Annotated in this window: 15 protein-coding genes; 12 read left to right on the top strand and 3 right to left on the bottom strand. The window is 69.9% G+C overall.

Translation table 11 applies throughout. The annotated features are described in order from the left end of the window. Positions 1-12: 12 nt before the first annotated feature. On the bottom strand, positions 13-654 hold the full coding sequence (locus HKD39_RS12810) for a hypothetical protein (protein WP_212754510.1): 642 nt from the start codon (positions 652-654) through the stop codon (positions 13-15). 141 nt (positions 655-795) lie between these two features. On the opposite strand from HKD39_RS12810, the gene HKD39_RS12805 reads away from it, so the two are divergent. From HKD39_RS12805 to HKD39_RS12795, 3 genes are all read left to right on the top strand, one after another. Then, complete coding sequence (locus HKD39_RS12805; RefSeq protein ID WP_171200269.1) at positions 796-2115, top strand: sensor histidine kinase; 1320 nt, start codon at positions 796-798, stop codon at positions 2113-2115. Beyond that, positions 2112-2891 carry a response regulator gene (locus HKD39_RS20085; protein ID WP_171200268.1) on the top strand — a complete coding sequence of 260 codons (780 nt, stop codon included), beginning with the start codon at positions 2112-2114 and terminating at the stop codon, positions 2889-2891. Before HKD39_RS12805 ends, HKD39_RS20085 begins: the two co-directional genes overlap by 4 nt. 197 nt (positions 2892-3088) lie before the next feature. Further along, complete coding sequence (locus HKD39_RS12795; RefSeq protein WP_425488455.1) at positions 3089-4243, top strand: acyl-CoA dehydrogenase family protein; 1155 nt, start codon at positions 3089-3091, stop codon at positions 4241-4243. A 120-nt stretch (positions 4244-4363) separates the two neighbouring features. Here HKD39_RS12795 and HKD39_RS12790 read toward each other — a convergent pair whose 3' ends face one another. Beyond that, entirely contained in the window at positions 4364-5965 is a 1602-nt protein-coding gene (locus HKD39_RS12790) for an amidohydrolase (protein WP_212754508.1), read from the bottom strand. A gap of 102 nt (positions 5966-6067) precedes the next feature. Further along, the gene (dut, locus tag HKD39_RS12785; RefSeq protein ID WP_171200266.1) at positions 6068-6637 is read right to left on the bottom strand and encodes a dUTP diphosphatase; all 570 of its coding nucleotides are present in this window, start codon (positions 6635-6637) and stop codon (positions 6068-6070) included. Between the two features lie 147 nt (positions 6638-6784). On the opposite strand from dut, the gene HKD39_RS12780 reads away from it, so the two are divergent. The 9 genes from HKD39_RS12780 (at position 6785) to HKD39_RS12740 (ending at position 16359) form a co-directional block, all read left to right on the top strand. Beyond that, positions 6785-9532, top strand: coding sequence for a valine--tRNA ligase (locus tag HKD39_RS12780; RefSeq protein ID WP_171200402.1), 2748 nt, complete (start codon positions 6785-6787; stop codon positions 9530-9532). 392 nt (positions 9533-9924) lie between these two features. Further along, a complete protein-coding gene (locus HKD39_RS12775) occupies positions 9925-11319 on the top strand; it encodes a bifunctional folylpolyglutamate synthase/dihydrofolate synthase (protein WP_212754530.1) in 1395 nt (464 codons plus the stop codon). After that, a complete protein-coding gene (locus tag HKD39_RS12770) occupies positions 11316-11711 on the top strand; it encodes a DUF4233 domain-containing protein (protein ID WP_171200264.1) in 396 nt (131 codons plus the stop codon). The genes HKD39_RS12775 and HKD39_RS12770 overlap by 4 nt, the downstream gene beginning before the upstream one ends. Positions 11712-11964: 253 nt before the next feature. Further along, on the top strand, positions 11965-12360 hold the full coding sequence (gene ndk, locus HKD39_RS12765; protein WP_246232656.1) for a nucleoside-diphosphate kinase: 396 nt from the start codon (positions 11965-11967) through the stop codon (positions 12358-12360). A gap of 131 nt (positions 12361-12491) precedes the next feature. After that, positions 12492-13013, top strand: coding sequence for a GNAT family N-acetyltransferase (locus tag HKD39_RS12760; protein WP_171200263.1), 522 nt, complete (start codon positions 12492-12494; stop codon positions 13011-13013). Between the two features lie 162 nt (positions 13014-13175). After that, positions 13176-13574 carry a VOC family protein gene (locus HKD39_RS12755; RefSeq protein ID WP_171200262.1) on the top strand — a complete coding sequence of 133 codons (399 nt, stop codon included), beginning with the start codon at positions 13176-13178 and terminating at the stop codon, positions 13572-13574. A gap of 151 nt (positions 13575-13725) precedes the next feature. Then, a complete protein-coding gene (locus HKD39_RS12750) occupies positions 13726-14655 on the top strand; it encodes an ABC transporter ATP-binding protein (RefSeq protein WP_425488454.1) in 930 nt (309 codons plus the stop codon). Continuing rightward, positions 14655-15500: an ABC transporter permease gene (locus tag HKD39_RS12745; RefSeq protein ID WP_171200261.1), complete on the top strand. Its 846-nt coding sequence runs from the start codon at positions 14655-14657 to the stop codon at positions 15498-15500. Before HKD39_RS12750 ends, HKD39_RS12745 begins: the two co-directional genes overlap by 1 nt. Position 15501: 1 nt before the next feature. After that, complete coding sequence (locus HKD39_RS12740; protein WP_171200260.1) at positions 15502-16359, top strand: ABC transporter permease; 858 nt, start codon at positions 15502-15504, stop codon at positions 16357-16359. Positions 16360-16369 lie beyond the last annotated feature (10 nt).

The following is a 16369-nucleotide window of genomic DNA, read 5'->3' as shown; positions in this document are numbered from 1 at the left end:
CAGTGGTTGGGCTCAGTGGCGGGCGTCGGCATCGCTGCCGCGCCGCGCGTCGTCGGCGCTGCTGTCGTCACCGGAAAGGCTCACCCACAGCGGGCCGGTGACGAACCAGATGCCGATCACCGCGCCGATCAACGGGATTCGCGACAACAGTCCGTCGCGTTGCGCGTCGTTCACCGTCGCGAACTGACCAAGTGCCAGCAGCACCCCGGCGGCCAGCACCCCGCCGATCAGCGCCAATCCGAACAACTTCCACTCGTGCGCCCGGCGGATCGGCCCCGTCTTCGGTGGCTTCACCGGGCGAGGCCCGCCGGCAAACCGATAGGCGGCCCAGCGGTCCGCCCACCGCACCATCCGGTGACCGAGCGCCACCGAGACGCCGAGATAGATCGCGGCGAGCCCGTGGAAGGCGGTGACCTCGGCGCCGCGCCGCAGGTCAAGCGCCGTCACGATCAACAGCACCACGTCCACAACGGGTACCCCGATCAGCAGCACCGCAGACAGCCGGCGGGCCCTGAGCACATAGCGGGCCAGCAAGCCAAGCCCAAGCAGCACCCAGAAGCCGATCTCGCAGGCGACGATGGCGAGGGCGATGGGGTTGTCACGCAGCGCTGCCCACACATCGGTGGCATGCCGCCAGACGTTCGTCGAGATCATGCCGTTGATGTTTGCGCCAGGCCGGAGCCGAGTACATCGGGCTTTGGTGCGATTGTGCAGCGCCGTTCGTCGCGGCAGCGGATCGCAAGGTCCGACGAAAGGATGACCTGCGGCCGGTGCCACCCGTGATGTGATGGGCCGATGTGGTTGCTCGACCGTTGGCACGCGCTCAGCACCGGTACGCAGGACCTGATCATCGCGCTCACCTGCGGAGCCACCGGGACGCTGCTGCTGGCGCTGGACATCGTGGGCAATCACAACCTGCCGTTCTGGGTGCGGTTGTTGTTGCTGCTGCTGGCGTGCGCGGCGCAAACCCAGCGGCGGCGTTTCCCGATGGTGGCTCTCGCACTCGGCGCGGTGCCGATCGTGATCGACGCGGCCTTCGGTTTCACCATCGGCCCGCTGATCGTCCTGACCGACCTGGTGTACGCCGCGGTGCTGTACGGCGGTCGTGGCAGTCAGCTGCTGGCCAGGTGGTTGATCGGTGCAACCCTGGTGGCCGCGGTGCTGCTCGCGCTGCAGGCGGACGATCTGCGCGTCGGAGTACTGATCGCGCTGACCCTGATCGTGGTGATCGTGACACCGGTGCAGTGGGCGCTGACCTTGGGCGCGCACCGCGACCGCGCGGATCTGGAACGCCGCCGGGCCGACGATCTGCACCGGATGGCCGAGCTGGATCGGGCCGCAGCCGTTGCGGCGCAACGTAACGAGGTCGCCAGGGAACTGCACGACGTGATCTCGGGGCATCTGTCGGCGATTGCTCTGCGATCGTCGGCGGCCCTCGAGCTCAGTCGACCGGGCAGCGGCGGCGAGCCGCCGACTGCTCCCGCTCTCGAGGTGGTGCGCACCCAGAGCCTGCAGGCGCTGACCGCGATGCGCTCGATGATCGACATGCTGCAGCAACCGCAGCACGATTCCGATACGCAGCGGTGGGAGAGCGCTCCCGGCTGGCCGCAGGTGCTGGATCGGTTGCCGGACCGGGCGGTGGTGCACCGGCACCCCGATCCGCTGCCGCAGCTGGGAGCCGAACTGGGTAGGCAACTGGTCCGGATCGTGCTTCCGGCCGTCGGCAACGCCGCCGAACATGCTCCTGGGCAACCGATTCGAGTGGACGTGACGCACGCCGGTGGCACGCTGCAGCTGTCGGTGCAGAACCCGATCGGCGACAATGCGCCCAAGCCGGCGGGCGATCGGCACCGCTGGGGAGTGGCGAACATTGCTGCTCGGGTGGCGGCTCTGGGCGGCACCGTGAGCATCGGACCTGCCGGCGATGGCGGCAAGCGCGGGGATTCGGGCGCTCGGGTCTGGCGGGTTGCCGTGGCAGTTCCGGTGCCAGCGGCGGAATCCGTTGGCGGGCAAGGCTTTGCCACCGATGCCGCCGATGGCACCGATGGCACCGATGGTGCAGAGCCCGCCGCTCCCGGCGGCGAGACTGTCCCGACCCTGAGCCCGCTGCGATGACCGATCCCACCGACACTGCCGCTGCCACCTCCGGCCAGGTGCGGGTGCTGATCGCCGACGACCACGAGGCGGTCCGCGCCGGCCTCAGCCTGATCCTCGGCAGCGACCCCGGCATCACGGTGGTGGCCGAGGCCGCCGACGGCCGCCAGGCGCTGCGATTGGTGGCCGAACACCGGCCCGACGTGCTGCTGCTGGACATCAGGATGCCGCAGCTCGACGGCGTCGGGGTGCTCGCCGAACTGTTCGGTTCCGGCGGTGACCGGGGTCGGCGCGGCGCGGCGCCCGCCGTTGTAGTGCTGACCACCTACGACGACGGCGATGTGGTGCACCGGACGCTCGCCGCCGGCGCGGCCGGATTCCTGCTGAAAACCAGCTCGGCGACCCAGATCCTGTCGGCGGTGAAGGCGGCGGCAGCCGGCGATGCGGTGCTCGACCCGGCCGTCACCAACCAGGTGGTCGCCGCACTGCGGACCGGCGGAGCCGGCGCGGCCGCACGTTCAGAACACTCGGGGCCCGCGGCGCCCGCGGCCGGTGCCACGCAGGTACGTTCCGCGGCTGTCGGTGTTCCCGCCGGCGCTGGTGAGCCGGGAGTGGTGCCGCCGGATCTGGCCAGGCGGCTGGCCGAACTCACCGAACGGGAACGGGAAGTATTGCGGGCGTTGGGGTTGGGGCTGTCGAACGGCGAGATCGCGGCCAGCCTGCACATCGGCATCACCACGGTGAAGACCCACGTCTCGCGGGTGCTCGACAAACTCGACCTGAACTCACGGGTGTAGGCTGCGCTGCTGGCCCGCGAGGTGGTTGGCAGCCGACGTTAATCGCGGTTAACATCGCCGGAGACGCTCGAACGCGTGACCGGCCGATGCGGCCGAGCGCGGTTCACCGCACTCGACGAGGAGACACCGTGTCGGCACCTTCCGGGCCAGCTCAGCCAGCCGGCTCCGCCGGGCCCAGCTCATCCGGCTACCAGTTCCTGCCGCCGCCGGAGCACGCCGAGATCCGCGCCGCCGTCCGGCAGATCAGCGCAGGGCACGGGATCACCGAATACGCAGCACGAGGCCGGAAATCAGCGCCACAGACGCAGTTGTGGGCAGAGCTGGCCGACGCCGGGTTCCTCGGCGTCAACGTGCCCGAACAATTCGGTGGCGGCGGAATGGGCATGAGCGAACTGGCCGTCGTCGCCGAGGGCGCCGCGTCGGTCGGCTGCCCGCTGCTGCTCACCCTGGTGTCGTGCGCCATCAACGTGGAGATCCTGGCCAGGCACGGATCGGCCGAGCAGCAACAGGAATGGCTGCCGAAGTTGGCGGCGGGTCGCAAGCTCGCCTTCGCGATCACCGAACCCGACGCGGGCAGCAACTCGCACCAGATCGCCACCACCGCCAAGCCCGTCGACCCGGGCGATCCGGCGGGGGACTGGCTGATCTCCGGTCAGAAGTACTACATCTCCGGCGTCGACGAGTCCGACGCCATCCTGACGGTGACCCGCACCGGCACCGACGAGCGTGGCCGCGCCGAAATGACCCTCTTCCTCGTCCCGGTGGACGCCGACCAGCTGACGGCGCACCGGATCGACGTGGCGGCGCAGATCCCTGACCGGCAGTTCACGCTGTTCTACGACGACGTACGGGTGCCGGCGTCGGCCGCCGTCGGCGGAATCGGGACCGGATTCCGCCCGCTGTTCGACGGGCTGAACCCGGAACGCATTGCCAGCGCGGCGCTGTGCGTCGGCATCGGCCGCTACGCGCTGGACGCCGCCGCCGACTACGCCCGCAACCGTCAGGTGTGGGGCACCCCCATCGGTGCGCACCAGGGCGTCTCGCATCCGTTGGCGCAGGCCAAGATCAACGTTGAGCTCGCCGCGCTGGCGCTCAGCCGTGCCGCCTGGTTGCACGACAACAAGCTGGACGCGGCGGAGGCCTGCAACATGGCCAAGGCCGCGGCAGCCGACGCGGCGGTGGCAGCCGTCGACGCCGCCATCCAGGCGCACGGCGGCAACGGACTCGCGCAGGAGTACGGGCTGATGCAGCTCTACGGCATGGCCCGGCTGCTGCGCATCGCGCCGGTCAGCAAGGAGATGGTGCTGAACTACGTGGCACAGCACACCCTGAAACTGCCGCGGTCGTACTGAGACTCCCGCGGTTCAGTGATTCTGCGGTTGGGCGATTCCTCGGCTGGGCGATCCTGCGGTTCGGTAGTACTGGGTTTGTTCAGCGTTGTTCAGCGTTGTTCAGCGTTGTTCAGCGTTCGTTCAGCGTTGCCAGCGGAGCACACCACCGACGACGGTCGCCTCCGCCCGGCCGGCGTACAGCTCGTCCGGTCCCGCGGTGAGCGGATCGACGTCCAGCGCAACGAGATCGGCGAGGTAGCCGGGTTGCAGCAGCCCCAGTTCGTGCTCGCGGCCGGCGGCGAACGCCGGGCCGCGGGTGTAGGCGTCAACCGCGTGGGCCGCGGTGAGTCGTTCGGCCGGCTGCCAGCCGCCGCTGGGCCGACCGTCCCTGCGCACCCGGCCGACGGCGGCGGCTAGGCCCGGCAGCGGATCGGGTGATTCGACCGGGGCGTCCGATCCGAACGCCAACGCGATGCCGTTGTCCAGCAAGGTTTTCCACCCGTAGGCCACCAGCTGGTGGCCGGCCAGCAGCTGGTCGGTGAGTTCGAAGTCGGTGGTGCAGTGCGTTGGCTGCATCGAGGCGATCACCCCGAGCCCTGCCATCCTGGCGAGATCCTGCCGCCGCAGGTACTGGGCATGCTCGATGCGCAGTTTCTTCCCGGGCGGGAGCGCGCCACCGCGGTCGCCGAGTACCTGCTGGTAGGCATCGAGCACCCGCTGGGCCGCGTGGTCGCCGATGGCGTGGGTTGCCACCGAGATGCCGGCGTCCAGCGCGGCTCCGGCCCGCTGCGCCAGCTCGGCCGTCTCGGTCACCGCCATTCCCGAGTTGCCGGGGTCACCGACGAAATCCGTTGTCATGTCGCAGGTGTGCGAACCGAGGGCACCGTCGGCGAACATCTTCACCGGGCCGGTGGACAGCCAGCCGTCGCCGTCACCGGACCGGCGCCCCTCGGCAATCGCGGCGTCGAGGTGCTCCACCCTGATCGCCTTGTGCACCCGCAGCGGCAGCCGCCCGTCGGCATGCAACGCGGCGAACGCGGCCCTGGCGTCTTCACCGTCGATGTCGTGGATGGCGGTGAGGCCCAACGACAACAGCCGGTCCAGCGCTCCGCCGACAGCCTCGGTCAGGGCCTGGCTGGATTCGGAATAGGTGGCCGACAGGGCGTCCCAGCCCAACCGGCTGGCATGCTCGCGCAGAATGCCGGTCGGCTGCCCGGCCTCGTCCCGGTCGATGCTGCCACCGGGCGGATCCGGGGTGGCAGCGTCGATCCCGGCCAGCCGCAGCATCGCGGAGTTCGCCCAGACCGAGTGCTCGTCCTTGCTCGACAACAGCACCGGCCGGTCGCCGAGCAGCGCGTCCAGCTGGGTGCGGTGCGGCAGTGTCCGTTGCTGCCAGCTGTCGGCGTACCAGCCGCCGCCGGTCAGCGGAGCGCCGGGCGGCAACGTGGCGGCGTGCGCGGCGACCCGTCGCAGCACCTCGTCAAGGCTGTCGGCGTCGCGCAGATCCACCTCGGTCAGACTGCGGGCGTAACCGGCGGTGTGCAGGTGCGCATCGTGCAGCCCGGGGATCACGGCGACACCCGGCAGGTCCACAACGGTAGCGGCGTCGTCGGCGAGCCGGGTGGCGTCGCCGGCGGCGACGATGCGCTCGCCGTCGACCAACAGCCCTGTCACCGGCTGCTGACCCGGCACCGCATGGATGCGGCGGTGGCGGAACAGGATTCGCTGGGTCTGCCGGGGCACCGCGCGATGATATGCCAGCACAACAGTCTTGCCCCCGGCCCACGATCGGCCGCATGGATCAGCAGCCGATCAGCCGCGACTCAGCAGCCGATCAGCAGCGGGTCAGGACCCCAGCGCCGCGGCGCCGCCGGTGGAGCCGTGCCCGCCGGCGCCGCGCTCGGTGACGTCCAGCGCGTCCACCTCGACGAACCGCGCCGACTCCACCCGCTGGATCACCAACTGGGCGATCCGGTCACCGCGGTGCAGCACGATCGGGTTGCGCGGGTCGTGGTTGATGACGATCACCTTGAGCTCGCCCCGGTAGCCGGCGTCGATGGTGCCGGGGGTGTTGACCAGCGACATGCCGGCCCTGGCGGCCAGCCCCGACCGCGGGTGCACGAAGGCGGCGAACCCAGGCGGCAGGGCGATGGCAAGACCGGTGGGCAGCACCGCTCGGGCACCCGGCAGCAGCATGCAGTCCTCGGCGGTGACGATGTCGGCACCGGCGTCGCCCGGCATGGCGTAGCGCGGCAGTGGCAGCTCGGGGTCAAGCCTTTGCACCCGAATCTCCGGTTGGCCCAAGACATCCGGGCTGCCGCCGGCCACCGCCGGCCAGCTGCTGCCGGTGTCGCCGGGGTCGCCGTCGGGCTCGGTGGCCGCCGCCGCTGGAGTTACCTGGTCGCTGCCTTCCATCGGCTCACCGTACGTGCGCTCGCCCGCCGGCCGGTTGCCGGCTCGGCAGCCGCGTCGGCGTCGGTCAACCGGCTGGCGGCCCGCACCTAAACTGGAGTGGTGACCTCGACAGACACCTCGCCGACCGCATCCGGGTCGCGGCCGGACCTGGAGCCGACCGGCTCCCGGCCCGAGCTGCCCAAGAGCTACGACCCGGCGGCGGTAGAGGTAGCGCTGTACCAGCGCTGGGTCGACGCCGGGTACTTCCACGGCGACGAGGCCAAGGTGCTCTCCGGCGAGAAGCGGCCGTTCTCCATCGTGCTGCCGCCGCCGAACGTCACCGGCGATCTGCACATCGGACACGCGCTCGATCACACCCTGATGGACGTGCTGGCCCGCTGGCACCGGATGTCCGGTGACGAGGTGATGTGGCTGCCCGGCATGGACCACGCCGGTATCGCCACCCAGAACGTGGTGGAGAAGCAGCTCGCCGTGGACGGCAAGACCCGCCACGACTTCGGCCGGGAGCTGTTCATCGAGAAGGTGTGGGACTGGAAACGCGAGTCAGGTGGCGCGATTCTGGGGCAGATGCGCCGGCTCGGCGACTCCATCGATTGGCAGCGCGAGCGGTTCACCCTTGACGACGGGCTGTCCGCCGCGGTGCAGACCATCTTCAAGCAGCTCTACGACGCCGGGCTGATCTACCGCGCCGAGCGCATCACCAACTGGTGCCCCGGCTGCCTGACGGCGATCTCCGACATCGAGGTGGACCACTCCGAGGACGAGGGCGAGCTGGTCTCGATCCGTTACGGCGCACCGGATTCGCCGGTGGTGATCGCCACCACCCGGGTGGAGACCATGCTGGGTGACACCGCGATCGCCGTGCATCCGGACGACGAGCGTTATCGGCAACTGATCGGCACCACCGTCGAGCTGCCGCTGGTGGGCAGGCAGATTCCCATCGTCGGCGACAGCCACGTCGATCCTTCGTTCGGCACCGGGATGGTCAAGGTGACGCCCGCGCACGATCCCAACGACTTCGAGATCGGTCGCCGGCACCATCTGCCGGCCATCAACATCTTCACCGACGACGCCCAGATCACCGGTACCGGAACACCTTTCGACGGGATGGACCGGTTCCAGGCCAGGGCCGCCATCAAGCAGGCGCTGCGCGAGCAGGGCCGGATCGTTGCCGAGAAGACGCCGTACCTGCACTCGGTGGGGCACTGCTCGCGGTCGGGTGACGTGATCGAGCCGCGGCTGAGCAAGCAGTGGTTCGTCAAGGTGGGGCCGCTGGCCAAGGCGGCAGGTGACTCGGTGCGGCAGGGACTGACCACCATCCACCCACCCGAGTTGGCCGCCCGGTTCTTCGACTGGGTCGACAACATGCACGACTGGACCATCTCGCGCCAGCTCTGGTGGGGGCACCGGATCCCGGTCTGGTACGGACCGGACGGCGAGATGCGTTGCGTCGGACCGGATGAGCAACCGCCGGGCGAGGGTTGGACCCAGGACCCTGACGTGCTCGACACCTGGTTCTCGTCCGGGCTGTGGCCGTTCTCCACCATGGGCTGGCCCGAGCACACCGACACCCTGAAGGCGTTCTATCCGACCAGCGTGCTGGTGACCGGGTACGACATCCTGTTCTTCTGGGTGGCGCGGATGAGCATGCTCGGGCTCTATGCGATGAGCGAGGGCACCCTTGACCTGCGGCCGGGCTCGCAGCCGTTCGACGTGGTGGCGCTGCACGGCCTGGTCCGCGACCAGTTCGGCAAGAAGATGTCCAAGTCCAAGGGCAACGGCATCGATCCGCTCGAGCTGATCGACAGCTACGGCGCCGATGCGCTGCGCTTCACCCTGGCCCGCGGCGCCAACCCTGGCACCGACCAGTCGCTGGCCACCGACTGGGTGGCCGGCTCGCGAAACTTCTGCTCGAAGTTGTTCAACGCCACCAAGTTTGCGTTGCTCAACGGGGCAGCGGTGCCGCAGCAGCCGCCGGCCGGCGAGCAGTTGACCGACGCCGACGCCTGGATCCTTGAGCGGCTGGACGAGACCGTGCAGCGCACCACAGCGCTGTTGGCCGACTACCAGTTCGCCAAGGCCGCCGAGGGCCTGTATCACTACGCCTGGGACGAGTTCTGCGACTGGTACGTGGAGTTGGCCAAGGTGCAGCTGCGCGCGGCCGAACAGGCCGGCGACCAGCAGCGCATCGACAGCACCAGGGCGGTGCTCGGCACCGCGCTCGACGGTTTGCTGCGGCTGCTGCACCCCTTCGTGCCGTTCGTCACCGAAACCCTGTGGACGACGCTGACCGGCGGCGACAGCCTGGTGATCGCCGCCTGGCCGCAGCCATCTGGTCGGGAAAAGCGGGCAGGCGCCAAGACTTTCATCACCGACGTCGACAAGCTGGTGACCGAGATCCGGCGTTTCCGCGCCGATCAGGGCATCGCTTCCAATGTGTCCGTTGCCGGGCGGATCCGCTCGGCCGACGGCGACGTGGCCTCCGACGGGCAGCTGGCGGGCGTGGTGACGCCGGCCGCGGCGTTGACCAGGCTGACCGCGGCCGACGACACCTTCACCGCCAGCGCGGCGCTGGACGTGACCCTGTCCGGCGGGGTGGTGACGGTCGAACTGGACACCTCCGGCAGCATCGACGTGGCCGCCGAAACCGCAAGGCTGCGTAAGGATCTCGCCGCCGCCGAGAAGGAGATCGAGCAGACAACGGCCAAGCTCGGCAACCAGCAACTGCTGGCCAAGGCCCCCGAGAAGGTGGTGACCAAGCTGCGGTCGCGCCAGCAGGCGGCCACCGCCGAGAAGGACCGCATCACCGCCAGGCTCGACGCGCTCGATGCGGCCGGCCGCCAGGGCCGGCAACCCCAGCAGGACCAGCCCAGCCAGGAAGGTGCCGCACGATGAGCGGACGCGACAACGGCCGTCCTGAGCCGGAGAACCCAACCGACCCAGCCGACCCGGGCAACTCGGCTGACCCGGGCAACTCGGCCGACCCGGGCAAATCGGCCGACCGCGCCGATTCCGCCGGCCCCACCGATTCCGCCGGCCCCACCGATTCCGCCGACGCCGCTCGGCAGCCGAACGGCGACGGCCGAGCGCACCACAGTGCCGGTGGCGCAGGCATTCTCGGGCCCTTCCCGACGGCCGCCGACCTCGGTGACCTCGAGTCGGTGGGCGGTGCTGATACGGCCGCCGACACCGCCGACGCTGCCGATGACGGGGGCCTCGACGAGGGCGGCGCCGACGCAGCGGACACCGGCGACTCGTCCTGGGTGATCATCCCGGATGCGCCGCCGATGGACTTGCCGTCGGTGGAGGCGCTGCTGAACGCGCGCTGGCCGGAGACCAAGATCGAGCCGTCGCTGGAGCGGATGACGGCGCTGCTGGATCTGCTGGGCAACCCGCAGCGGGCCTACCCGGTGATCCACGTCGCCGGCACCAACGGCAAGACCTCGACTGCGCGGATAATCGATGCGCTGCTCAGCTCGCTGGGGCTTCGCACCGGTCGGTTCACCTCGCCGCACCTGCAGTTGGTGACCGAACGGATCAGCCTCGACAACGCACCGATCAGCCCCGACGCATACGTGTCGGCCTACACCGACATCGCGCCGTACGTCGACATGGTGGATGCCGCCAGCGCCCGCGACGGCGGAGTTCCGCTGAGCAAGTTCGAAGTGTTGACCGCGATGGCGTTCTCCGCGTTCGCCGACGCGCCGGTCGACGTTGCCATCGTCGAGGTCGGACTCGGCGGTACCTGGGACTCCACCAACGTGGTGCAGCCTGCGGTGGCCGTCGTCACCCCGATCGGCATGGACCATCAGGACTATCTCGGCGAAACCCTGGCCGAGGTCGCCGAGAACAAGGCCGGCATCATCAAGCCGGACACCACCGCCATCATCGGGCCGCAGCCGGAGGCGGCGCTCGATGTCCTGATGCGCAGGGCCGTCGACGTCGGTGCCGTCGTCGCCCGGTACGGCAGCGAATTCATGGTGCTGCAACGCGATCCGGCGGTCGGCGGACAGCAACTGTCGCTGCAGGGCCTGAGCGCCGAGTACGACGAGATCTTCCTGCCGCTGTTCGGTGAACACCAGGCGCAGAACGCCGCGACCGCGCTCGCCGCCACCGAGGCCTTCCTCGGCGCCGGACGCAGCCGCGAACTGAACGCCGAGGCGGTCCGCGACGGGTTCGCTGCGGTGGCCTCGCCTGGCCGGCTGGAACGCATCCGCACCTCGCCGACCATTCTGATCGACGCGGCCCACAACCCCGACGGCGCCAAGGCTTTGGCCGCGGCGATCGCCGACCAGTACCACTTCACCCGGCTGGTCGGGGTGGTCGCGGTGATGGCGGACAAGGACGCCGACGGCATCCTGACCGCGCTGGTCGACACCCTCGACGAGGTGGTGGTGACGGTGAACTCCAGCCCGCGGTCGATGCCGCTCGACGAGCTCACCGATATCGCCGCCGGCATCTTCGGCGACCACCGGGTGCACCCGGCGCCGCGGATGGACGAGGCCATCGCGATGGCGGTGGATATCGCCGAAACCGGCGGCTCGGCGGCGGATACGGTGACCGCGGACCCGAGCGACGACAACGGCGCGGGCGATACTCCTTACGGCACCGGGGTTTTGGTGACAGGTTCGGTGGTGACCGCCGGCGACGCCAGGACGCTGGCCGGTCTGGCGCCGCAGTGACCGCTGCCCAGCCACAGCGGCCGGCCGACCCGGAACGCGGTCTGCGGGGCGCGATCTCGGCTGCGCTGGTGCTCGAGGCCATCGCGGTGCTGCTGGCCATCGCGGTGGCCCAGAACACCGGCAGCGGCACCGGTGCCGCCGGCGTCGGCTACATCGTGGTGCTCGCGCTGGCGCTGATCGGCGCGTGCGTCTACGTCAAGCGCAGCTGGCACCCGTGGCTGGTGGCCGGGCTGCAGGTGGCGGCTGTCGCCGGCTGGTGGGTGAACGCCTCCCTCGGCGTCGTCGGCATCATCTTCACCCTGGTGTTCGCGGTGATCTACGGGCTGCGCTTCGAATACCGCCGCCGCGACCGCGCCGGCCTGCTGCCGGGCCAGCCCAACTTCCGCGGCTGACGGCGTCCTGCGGACGCACCACCCGCGCCGCTGGGTAGGCTGCTGACGGCGAACCCGCAGCTCACACCGGTTCGCTGCCCGAGCTCTGGCCGTGAGCGACCAACAGCCGAGCATGCCGCGCAACAGCGCCGAGAAGGAGTACGACGCCGTGCCTGAACAGACCGTGTCCGACAACAGCGCGTCCGACAACAGCGCGTCCGACAACAGCGCGTCCGACAACAGCGCGTCCGACAACAGCGGGGCCGAGCGAACCCTGGTGCTGGTGAAGCCTGACGGCGTCCAGCGGCGGCTGGTCGGCGAGGTGCTGGCCCGCATTGAGCGCAAGGGCCTTTCCCTTGCCGCGCTGCAGCTGCGCACCATCGACGCCGAGCTGGCGAAACGGCACTACGCCGAGCACGAGGGCAAGCCGTTCTTCGGCGACCTTGTCGAGTTCATCACCTCGGGCCCGCTGGTCGTGGCCGTGGTGCAGGGCCCCCGCGCGATCGCCGCGTTCCGGCAGCTGGCCGGCGGCACCGACCCGGTGGAGAAGGCGACGCCAGGCACCATCCGCGGCGACTTCGGCCTGGAAACCCAGTACAACCTGGTGCACGGCAGCGACTCGGCCGAGTCGGCCGCCCGCGAGATCGAGCTGTGGTTCGGCAGCAAGTGAGCGCTGCCGACCAACCTGCGTCATCCGCGTCATCCGCGTCATCCGCGTCGTCCGGCTCGACCGGACCCGGACGGCCCGAAGCGGGCACCGAGAAGGCCGTCCAGTCGCACTGGGTCGGCCCGAACGGCTCGATGGCAGCCGACAGCCAGTTCGGCGTCGCCCTCACCACGCTGTGGCACGACGTCTCCAGCACCGGTGCACCGGCCGGGTTCCTGGCCGGCTCACCCCGCTCGGACATCGCCAAGGCGGCCGCCGCAACGGTCGAGCAGCTGCGCTCCGGCCGGGCCCTCGGGCTCGCGCTGGTCGCGCCCGACCGCAGCCTTGTCGGCTTCGGCAAACTCACCCCCGGCCGCGGCGTCGACGCCCACACCGGTGAGCTGTCCGAGCTGATGATCGCGCCGCTGCAGCAGGGCAACGGTCTGGGCACCCGACTGCTGACCGAGCTGATCGACCGGGCGAGAGCGCTTGGCCTGCAACAGCTTCGGCTCGCCGTCCGCGATGGGCACCGGCTGGAAGACTTCTACCGCAGGTTCGGCGCCACCGAATACGGCCGGCTGCCGGAGTGGATCAACCTCACCGACCCGGCCGACGCCGGCGCGTCCGCCCCGCGATTGGTCGACCTGCTGCTGTTGCGGATCGACCTGCGCAGCTGACGTCACCGACGCTCCGGGGCAGCTGACGCCCTGGGCAACTGACTGGGGCAACTGACGGCCTGGGCAACTGACGCCCTGGGCAACTGACGCCCTGGGCAGCTGAAGCGACCGCTGCAGAAAGGCGGACGGAAATCGTCCGCCTTCGGCGATAGGGTGCGCCGCATGAACCTGACGCCCAAGCTGGAGCTGATCGTGATCGACTGCCCGGACGCCTTGGCACTGGCGCAGTTCTACGCCGGGCTGCTCGACTGGCCGCTGGAGGACGGGGCCGACCGAGACTGGGCGACGCTGGCCCCTCCTGGCGGCGGGCTCTCGCCCGAGAATCCCAACGGCCATGCCACCTTGGCGTTCCAGCGGATCGACGACTATCAGGAGCCGACCTGGCCCGGCGGCGCACACCCACAGCAGTTCCACCTCGACTTCGCCACCGGCGACATCGACGCGGCCGAGGCGCTGGTGCGCAAGCTCGGCGCCAGGGTTCATCAGCACCAACCGTCCAAGGACGGCGGGTTCCGGGTCTACCTCGACCCGGCCGGGCATCCCTTCTGTCTGCTCCGCTGAGCCCACCGTCGGCCGCGGCGCTCGCGCTGACGTCGAGGGCGCACCGGGGCGGCGGCGGAAAGCTGTTTAATCCTGTCGGTATCCCGCGATAGCGTTCTGCTCCGTGACCACAGCCGCCAGCACCGCGACCCCGTCCAGCGCGGTGGCCGATCTGATCGTGGCCAGCGACCTGCAGAAGACCTTCCCGAACAAGAAGGGTGAGCCGGTGCACGCGGTGCGCGGCATCGACCTGCGGGTGCCGCAGGGTGAGGCCTTCGGTCTGCTCGGCCCTAACGGGGCCGGCAAGTCGACCACCATGCGGATGATTGCCTGCGTGTCGCCGCGCACCGGCGGCGAGTTGCAGATCCTCGGCATGGACCCGAATCTCGACGGCATCGCCATCCGCGACCGGCTGGGGGTGGTGCCGCAGGAGGGCAACCTCGACGAGGAGCTCAGCTGCCGGGAGAACCTGATCGTCTACGGCAGGTACTTCGGCTTCTCCCGCAAGTACTGCGCCGCCAAGGCGGACGAACTGCTGGAGTTCGCGCAGCTCACCGCCAAGGCCTCCGCGCGGGTGTCGGCGCTGTCCGGTGGCATGAAGCGGCGCCTGACGATTGCCAGGGCGCTGGTCAACGAACCCGACATGGTGCTGCTCGACGAGCCGACCACCGGGCTCGACCCGCAGGCCCGGCACGTGTTGTGGGACAGGCTGTTCCGGTTGAAGCAGCAGGGCGTCACGCTGATCCTCACCACCCACTACATGGACGAGGCCGAGCAGCTCTGCGACCGGTTGGTGGTGGTGGACGGCGGCCGGATCGTCGCTGAGGGGTCGCCGGCGCAGCTGATCGCCCAGTACTGCACCAGGGAGGTGGTCGAGCTGCGCTTCACCCCCGGTGCCCAGCGTCAGCACGAGGCGGCCGCGACCGCGCTGGTGGAACGGGTCGAGGTGTTGCCCGACCGGCTGCTGCTGTACACCACCGACGGCGACAGCACCGTCGAAGCCGTGCATCAGGCCGGGATCCCGGCCAGTTCGTCGTTGGTGCGCCGGTCCACTCTCGAGGACGTCTTCCTGACCCTCACCGGCCGTTCGTTGGTGGACTGATGAGTGGTGCACTGACCGGAACTCCGGCCCGGCGCGGCTCAGGGGCGGAGCAGCCCCGGCGGTCCGGCTGGACCTACCGGGTGCGGGTGTGGGAAGCCCTGATGCGCACCTGGCGGCCCTACTTCTGGTCGACGCTGGGAGAATCGATCGCGGCTCCGCTGGCCCTGCTGCTGGCGCTGGGAGTCGGGCTGGGCTCGTTGGTGGACCGGCGCGGCACCGAGGCGCTCGGCGGGGTCAGCTATCTGCAGTTCATCGCTCCAGCGCTGCTCTGCGCCGCCGCGCTGCAGGCGGCGTTCAGCGAGAGCTCCTACGCGGCGTTCGACCGATTCAAGTGGCGCCGCACCGCCTTTGCCATGACGGCCACCCCGGTGACACCGGCCATGGTGCTCGACGGCACCGTGATGTTCATCGCCACCCGGCTGTTGCTGTCCGGGACGGCGTACTACCTGATTCTGCTGCTGTTCGGTGCCGCCGGTGGCCCCTGGGGCCTGTTGATGGTGCCGATCGCGACCTTGATGGGCGTCGGGGTGGCGACCTGGGTGCTGGTGCTCTCCGCCAGCCTCGACGAAGACGCTCCCGGCTACTTCAACCTGGTGCTGCGGTTCGGCGTCGTACCGGCAACGCTGTTCTCGGCCTCGTACTTCCCGCTCGACCAGCTGCCCGGTTACCTGCGGCCGCTCGCCTGGATCTCGCCGTTGTGGCACGCCAACGAGTTGGCGCGGGATGCCGCCATCGGCGGGCTGCCCTGGTGGCAGGTCGGGCTGCACCTTGTGGTGCTGACGGTGATCGTCGTCGTCGGCTTTGCCGTTGCCCGGCAACGGTTCCGGCGCAGGTTGGAGTTCTGAGATGGCAACCGAACTCGGCCCGGCCACGGCCGTGACCCGCTCCGCCGGGCGGCAGCGCGGTGGCGCGCCGCTGCTGCGCATCATTCCGCTGCACCTGTATGCCGGGCGCCCGCAGGTGGTGCTGGAACGGTCGTTGCGCACCAGCAAGTCGATCCGCTGGACGCTGATCTCCGGGTTCTTCGAGCCGGTGTTCTACCTGCTGGCGATGGGTGCAGGGCTGGGTGCGCTGGTCGGCTCGATGGACGGCCCGAACGGCCCGGTCAGCTATGCGGCCTACATCGCTCCTGGTCTGTTGGCGACATCGGCGATGAACGGTGCGGTCTTCGACTCGACCATGAACGTGTTCTTCAAGCTGCGGTACGCCAAGGTGTACGACGCGATGCTGGCCACCTCGCTCGGGCCGATGGACGTGGCGCTCGGCGAGATCGGCTGGGCGCTGCTGCGTGGTGCCATCTATGCCACCGCGTTCGAAGTGGTGATGCTGGCGATGGGGCTCATCGACTCGCCGTGGGCGCTGCTGGTGGTGCCGGCCGCCCTGCTCATCGCCGCCGGCTTCGCCGCCTGCGGCATGGCGATCACCACCTTCTGCAAGACGTTCCAGCACCTGGACTGGATCATGTGGTTGGTGATGCCGATGATGTTGTTCTCCACCACGTTCTACCCGTTGGCGATCTATCCGCGGGCCATTCAATTGCTGGTGGAAGCATTTCCGCTGTACCACGGCATCGAGATCATGCGGGCGCTCAGCCTCGGCGGGGTCGGGTGGGCAACCCTCGGGCACGCCAGCTACTTCCTGGTGATGATCGTCGTCGGGGTGCTGGTCGCCGCCCGCCGGCTCACCAAGCTGCTGCTCAGCTGACCGCGACCGA

Origin of the sequence: Nakamurella aerolata (assembly GCF_013002705.1) — a bacterium.
In the GTDB taxonomy this organism is placed as follows: domain Bacteria; phylum Actinomycetota; class Actinomycetes; order Mycobacteriales; family Nakamurellaceae; genus Nakamurella; species Nakamurella aerolata.
Note: the sequence above shows the minus strand (reverse complement) of the source record. Positions and strands in the feature narration are given on the sequence as shown.

Excerpts from the sequence above, each read along its gene's own strand:
- HKD39_RS12810 (WP_212754510.1), bottom strand. The coding sequence starts at position 654 with ATGATCTCGACGAACGTCTGGCGGCATGCCACCGATGTGTGGGCAGCG.
- HKD39_RS12805 (WP_171200269.1), top strand. The coding sequence starts at position 796 with ATGTGGTTGCTCGACCGTTGGCACGCGCTCAGCACCGGTACGCAGGAC.
- HKD39_RS20085 (WP_171200268.1), top strand. The coding sequence starts at position 2,112 with ATGACCGATCCCACCGACACTGCCGCTGCCACCTCCGGCCAGGTGCGG.
- dut (WP_171200266.1), bottom strand. The coding sequence starts at position 6,637 with ATGGAAGGCAGCGACCAGGTAACTCCAGCGGCGGCGGCCACCGAGCCC.
- HKD39_RS12775 (WP_212754530.1), top strand. The coding sequence starts at position 9,925 with ATGGACTTGCCGTCGGTGGAGGCGCTGCTGAACGCGCGCTGGCCGGAG.
- HKD39_RS12760 (WP_171200263.1), top strand. The coding sequence starts at position 12,492 with ATGGCAGCCGACAGCCAGTTCGGCGTCGCCCTCACCACGCTGTGGCAC.
- HKD39_RS12755 (WP_171200262.1), top strand. The coding sequence starts at position 13,176 with ATGAACCTGACGCCCAAGCTGGAGCTGATCGTGATCGACTGCCCGGAC.
- HKD39_RS12745 (WP_171200261.1), top strand. The coding sequence starts at position 14,655 with ATGAGTGGTGCACTGACCGGAACTCCGGCCCGGCGCGGCTCAGGGGCG.
- HKD39_RS12740 (WP_171200260.1), top strand. The coding sequence starts at position 15,502 with ATGGCAACCGAACTCGGCCCGGCCACGGCCGTGACCCGCTCCGCCGGG.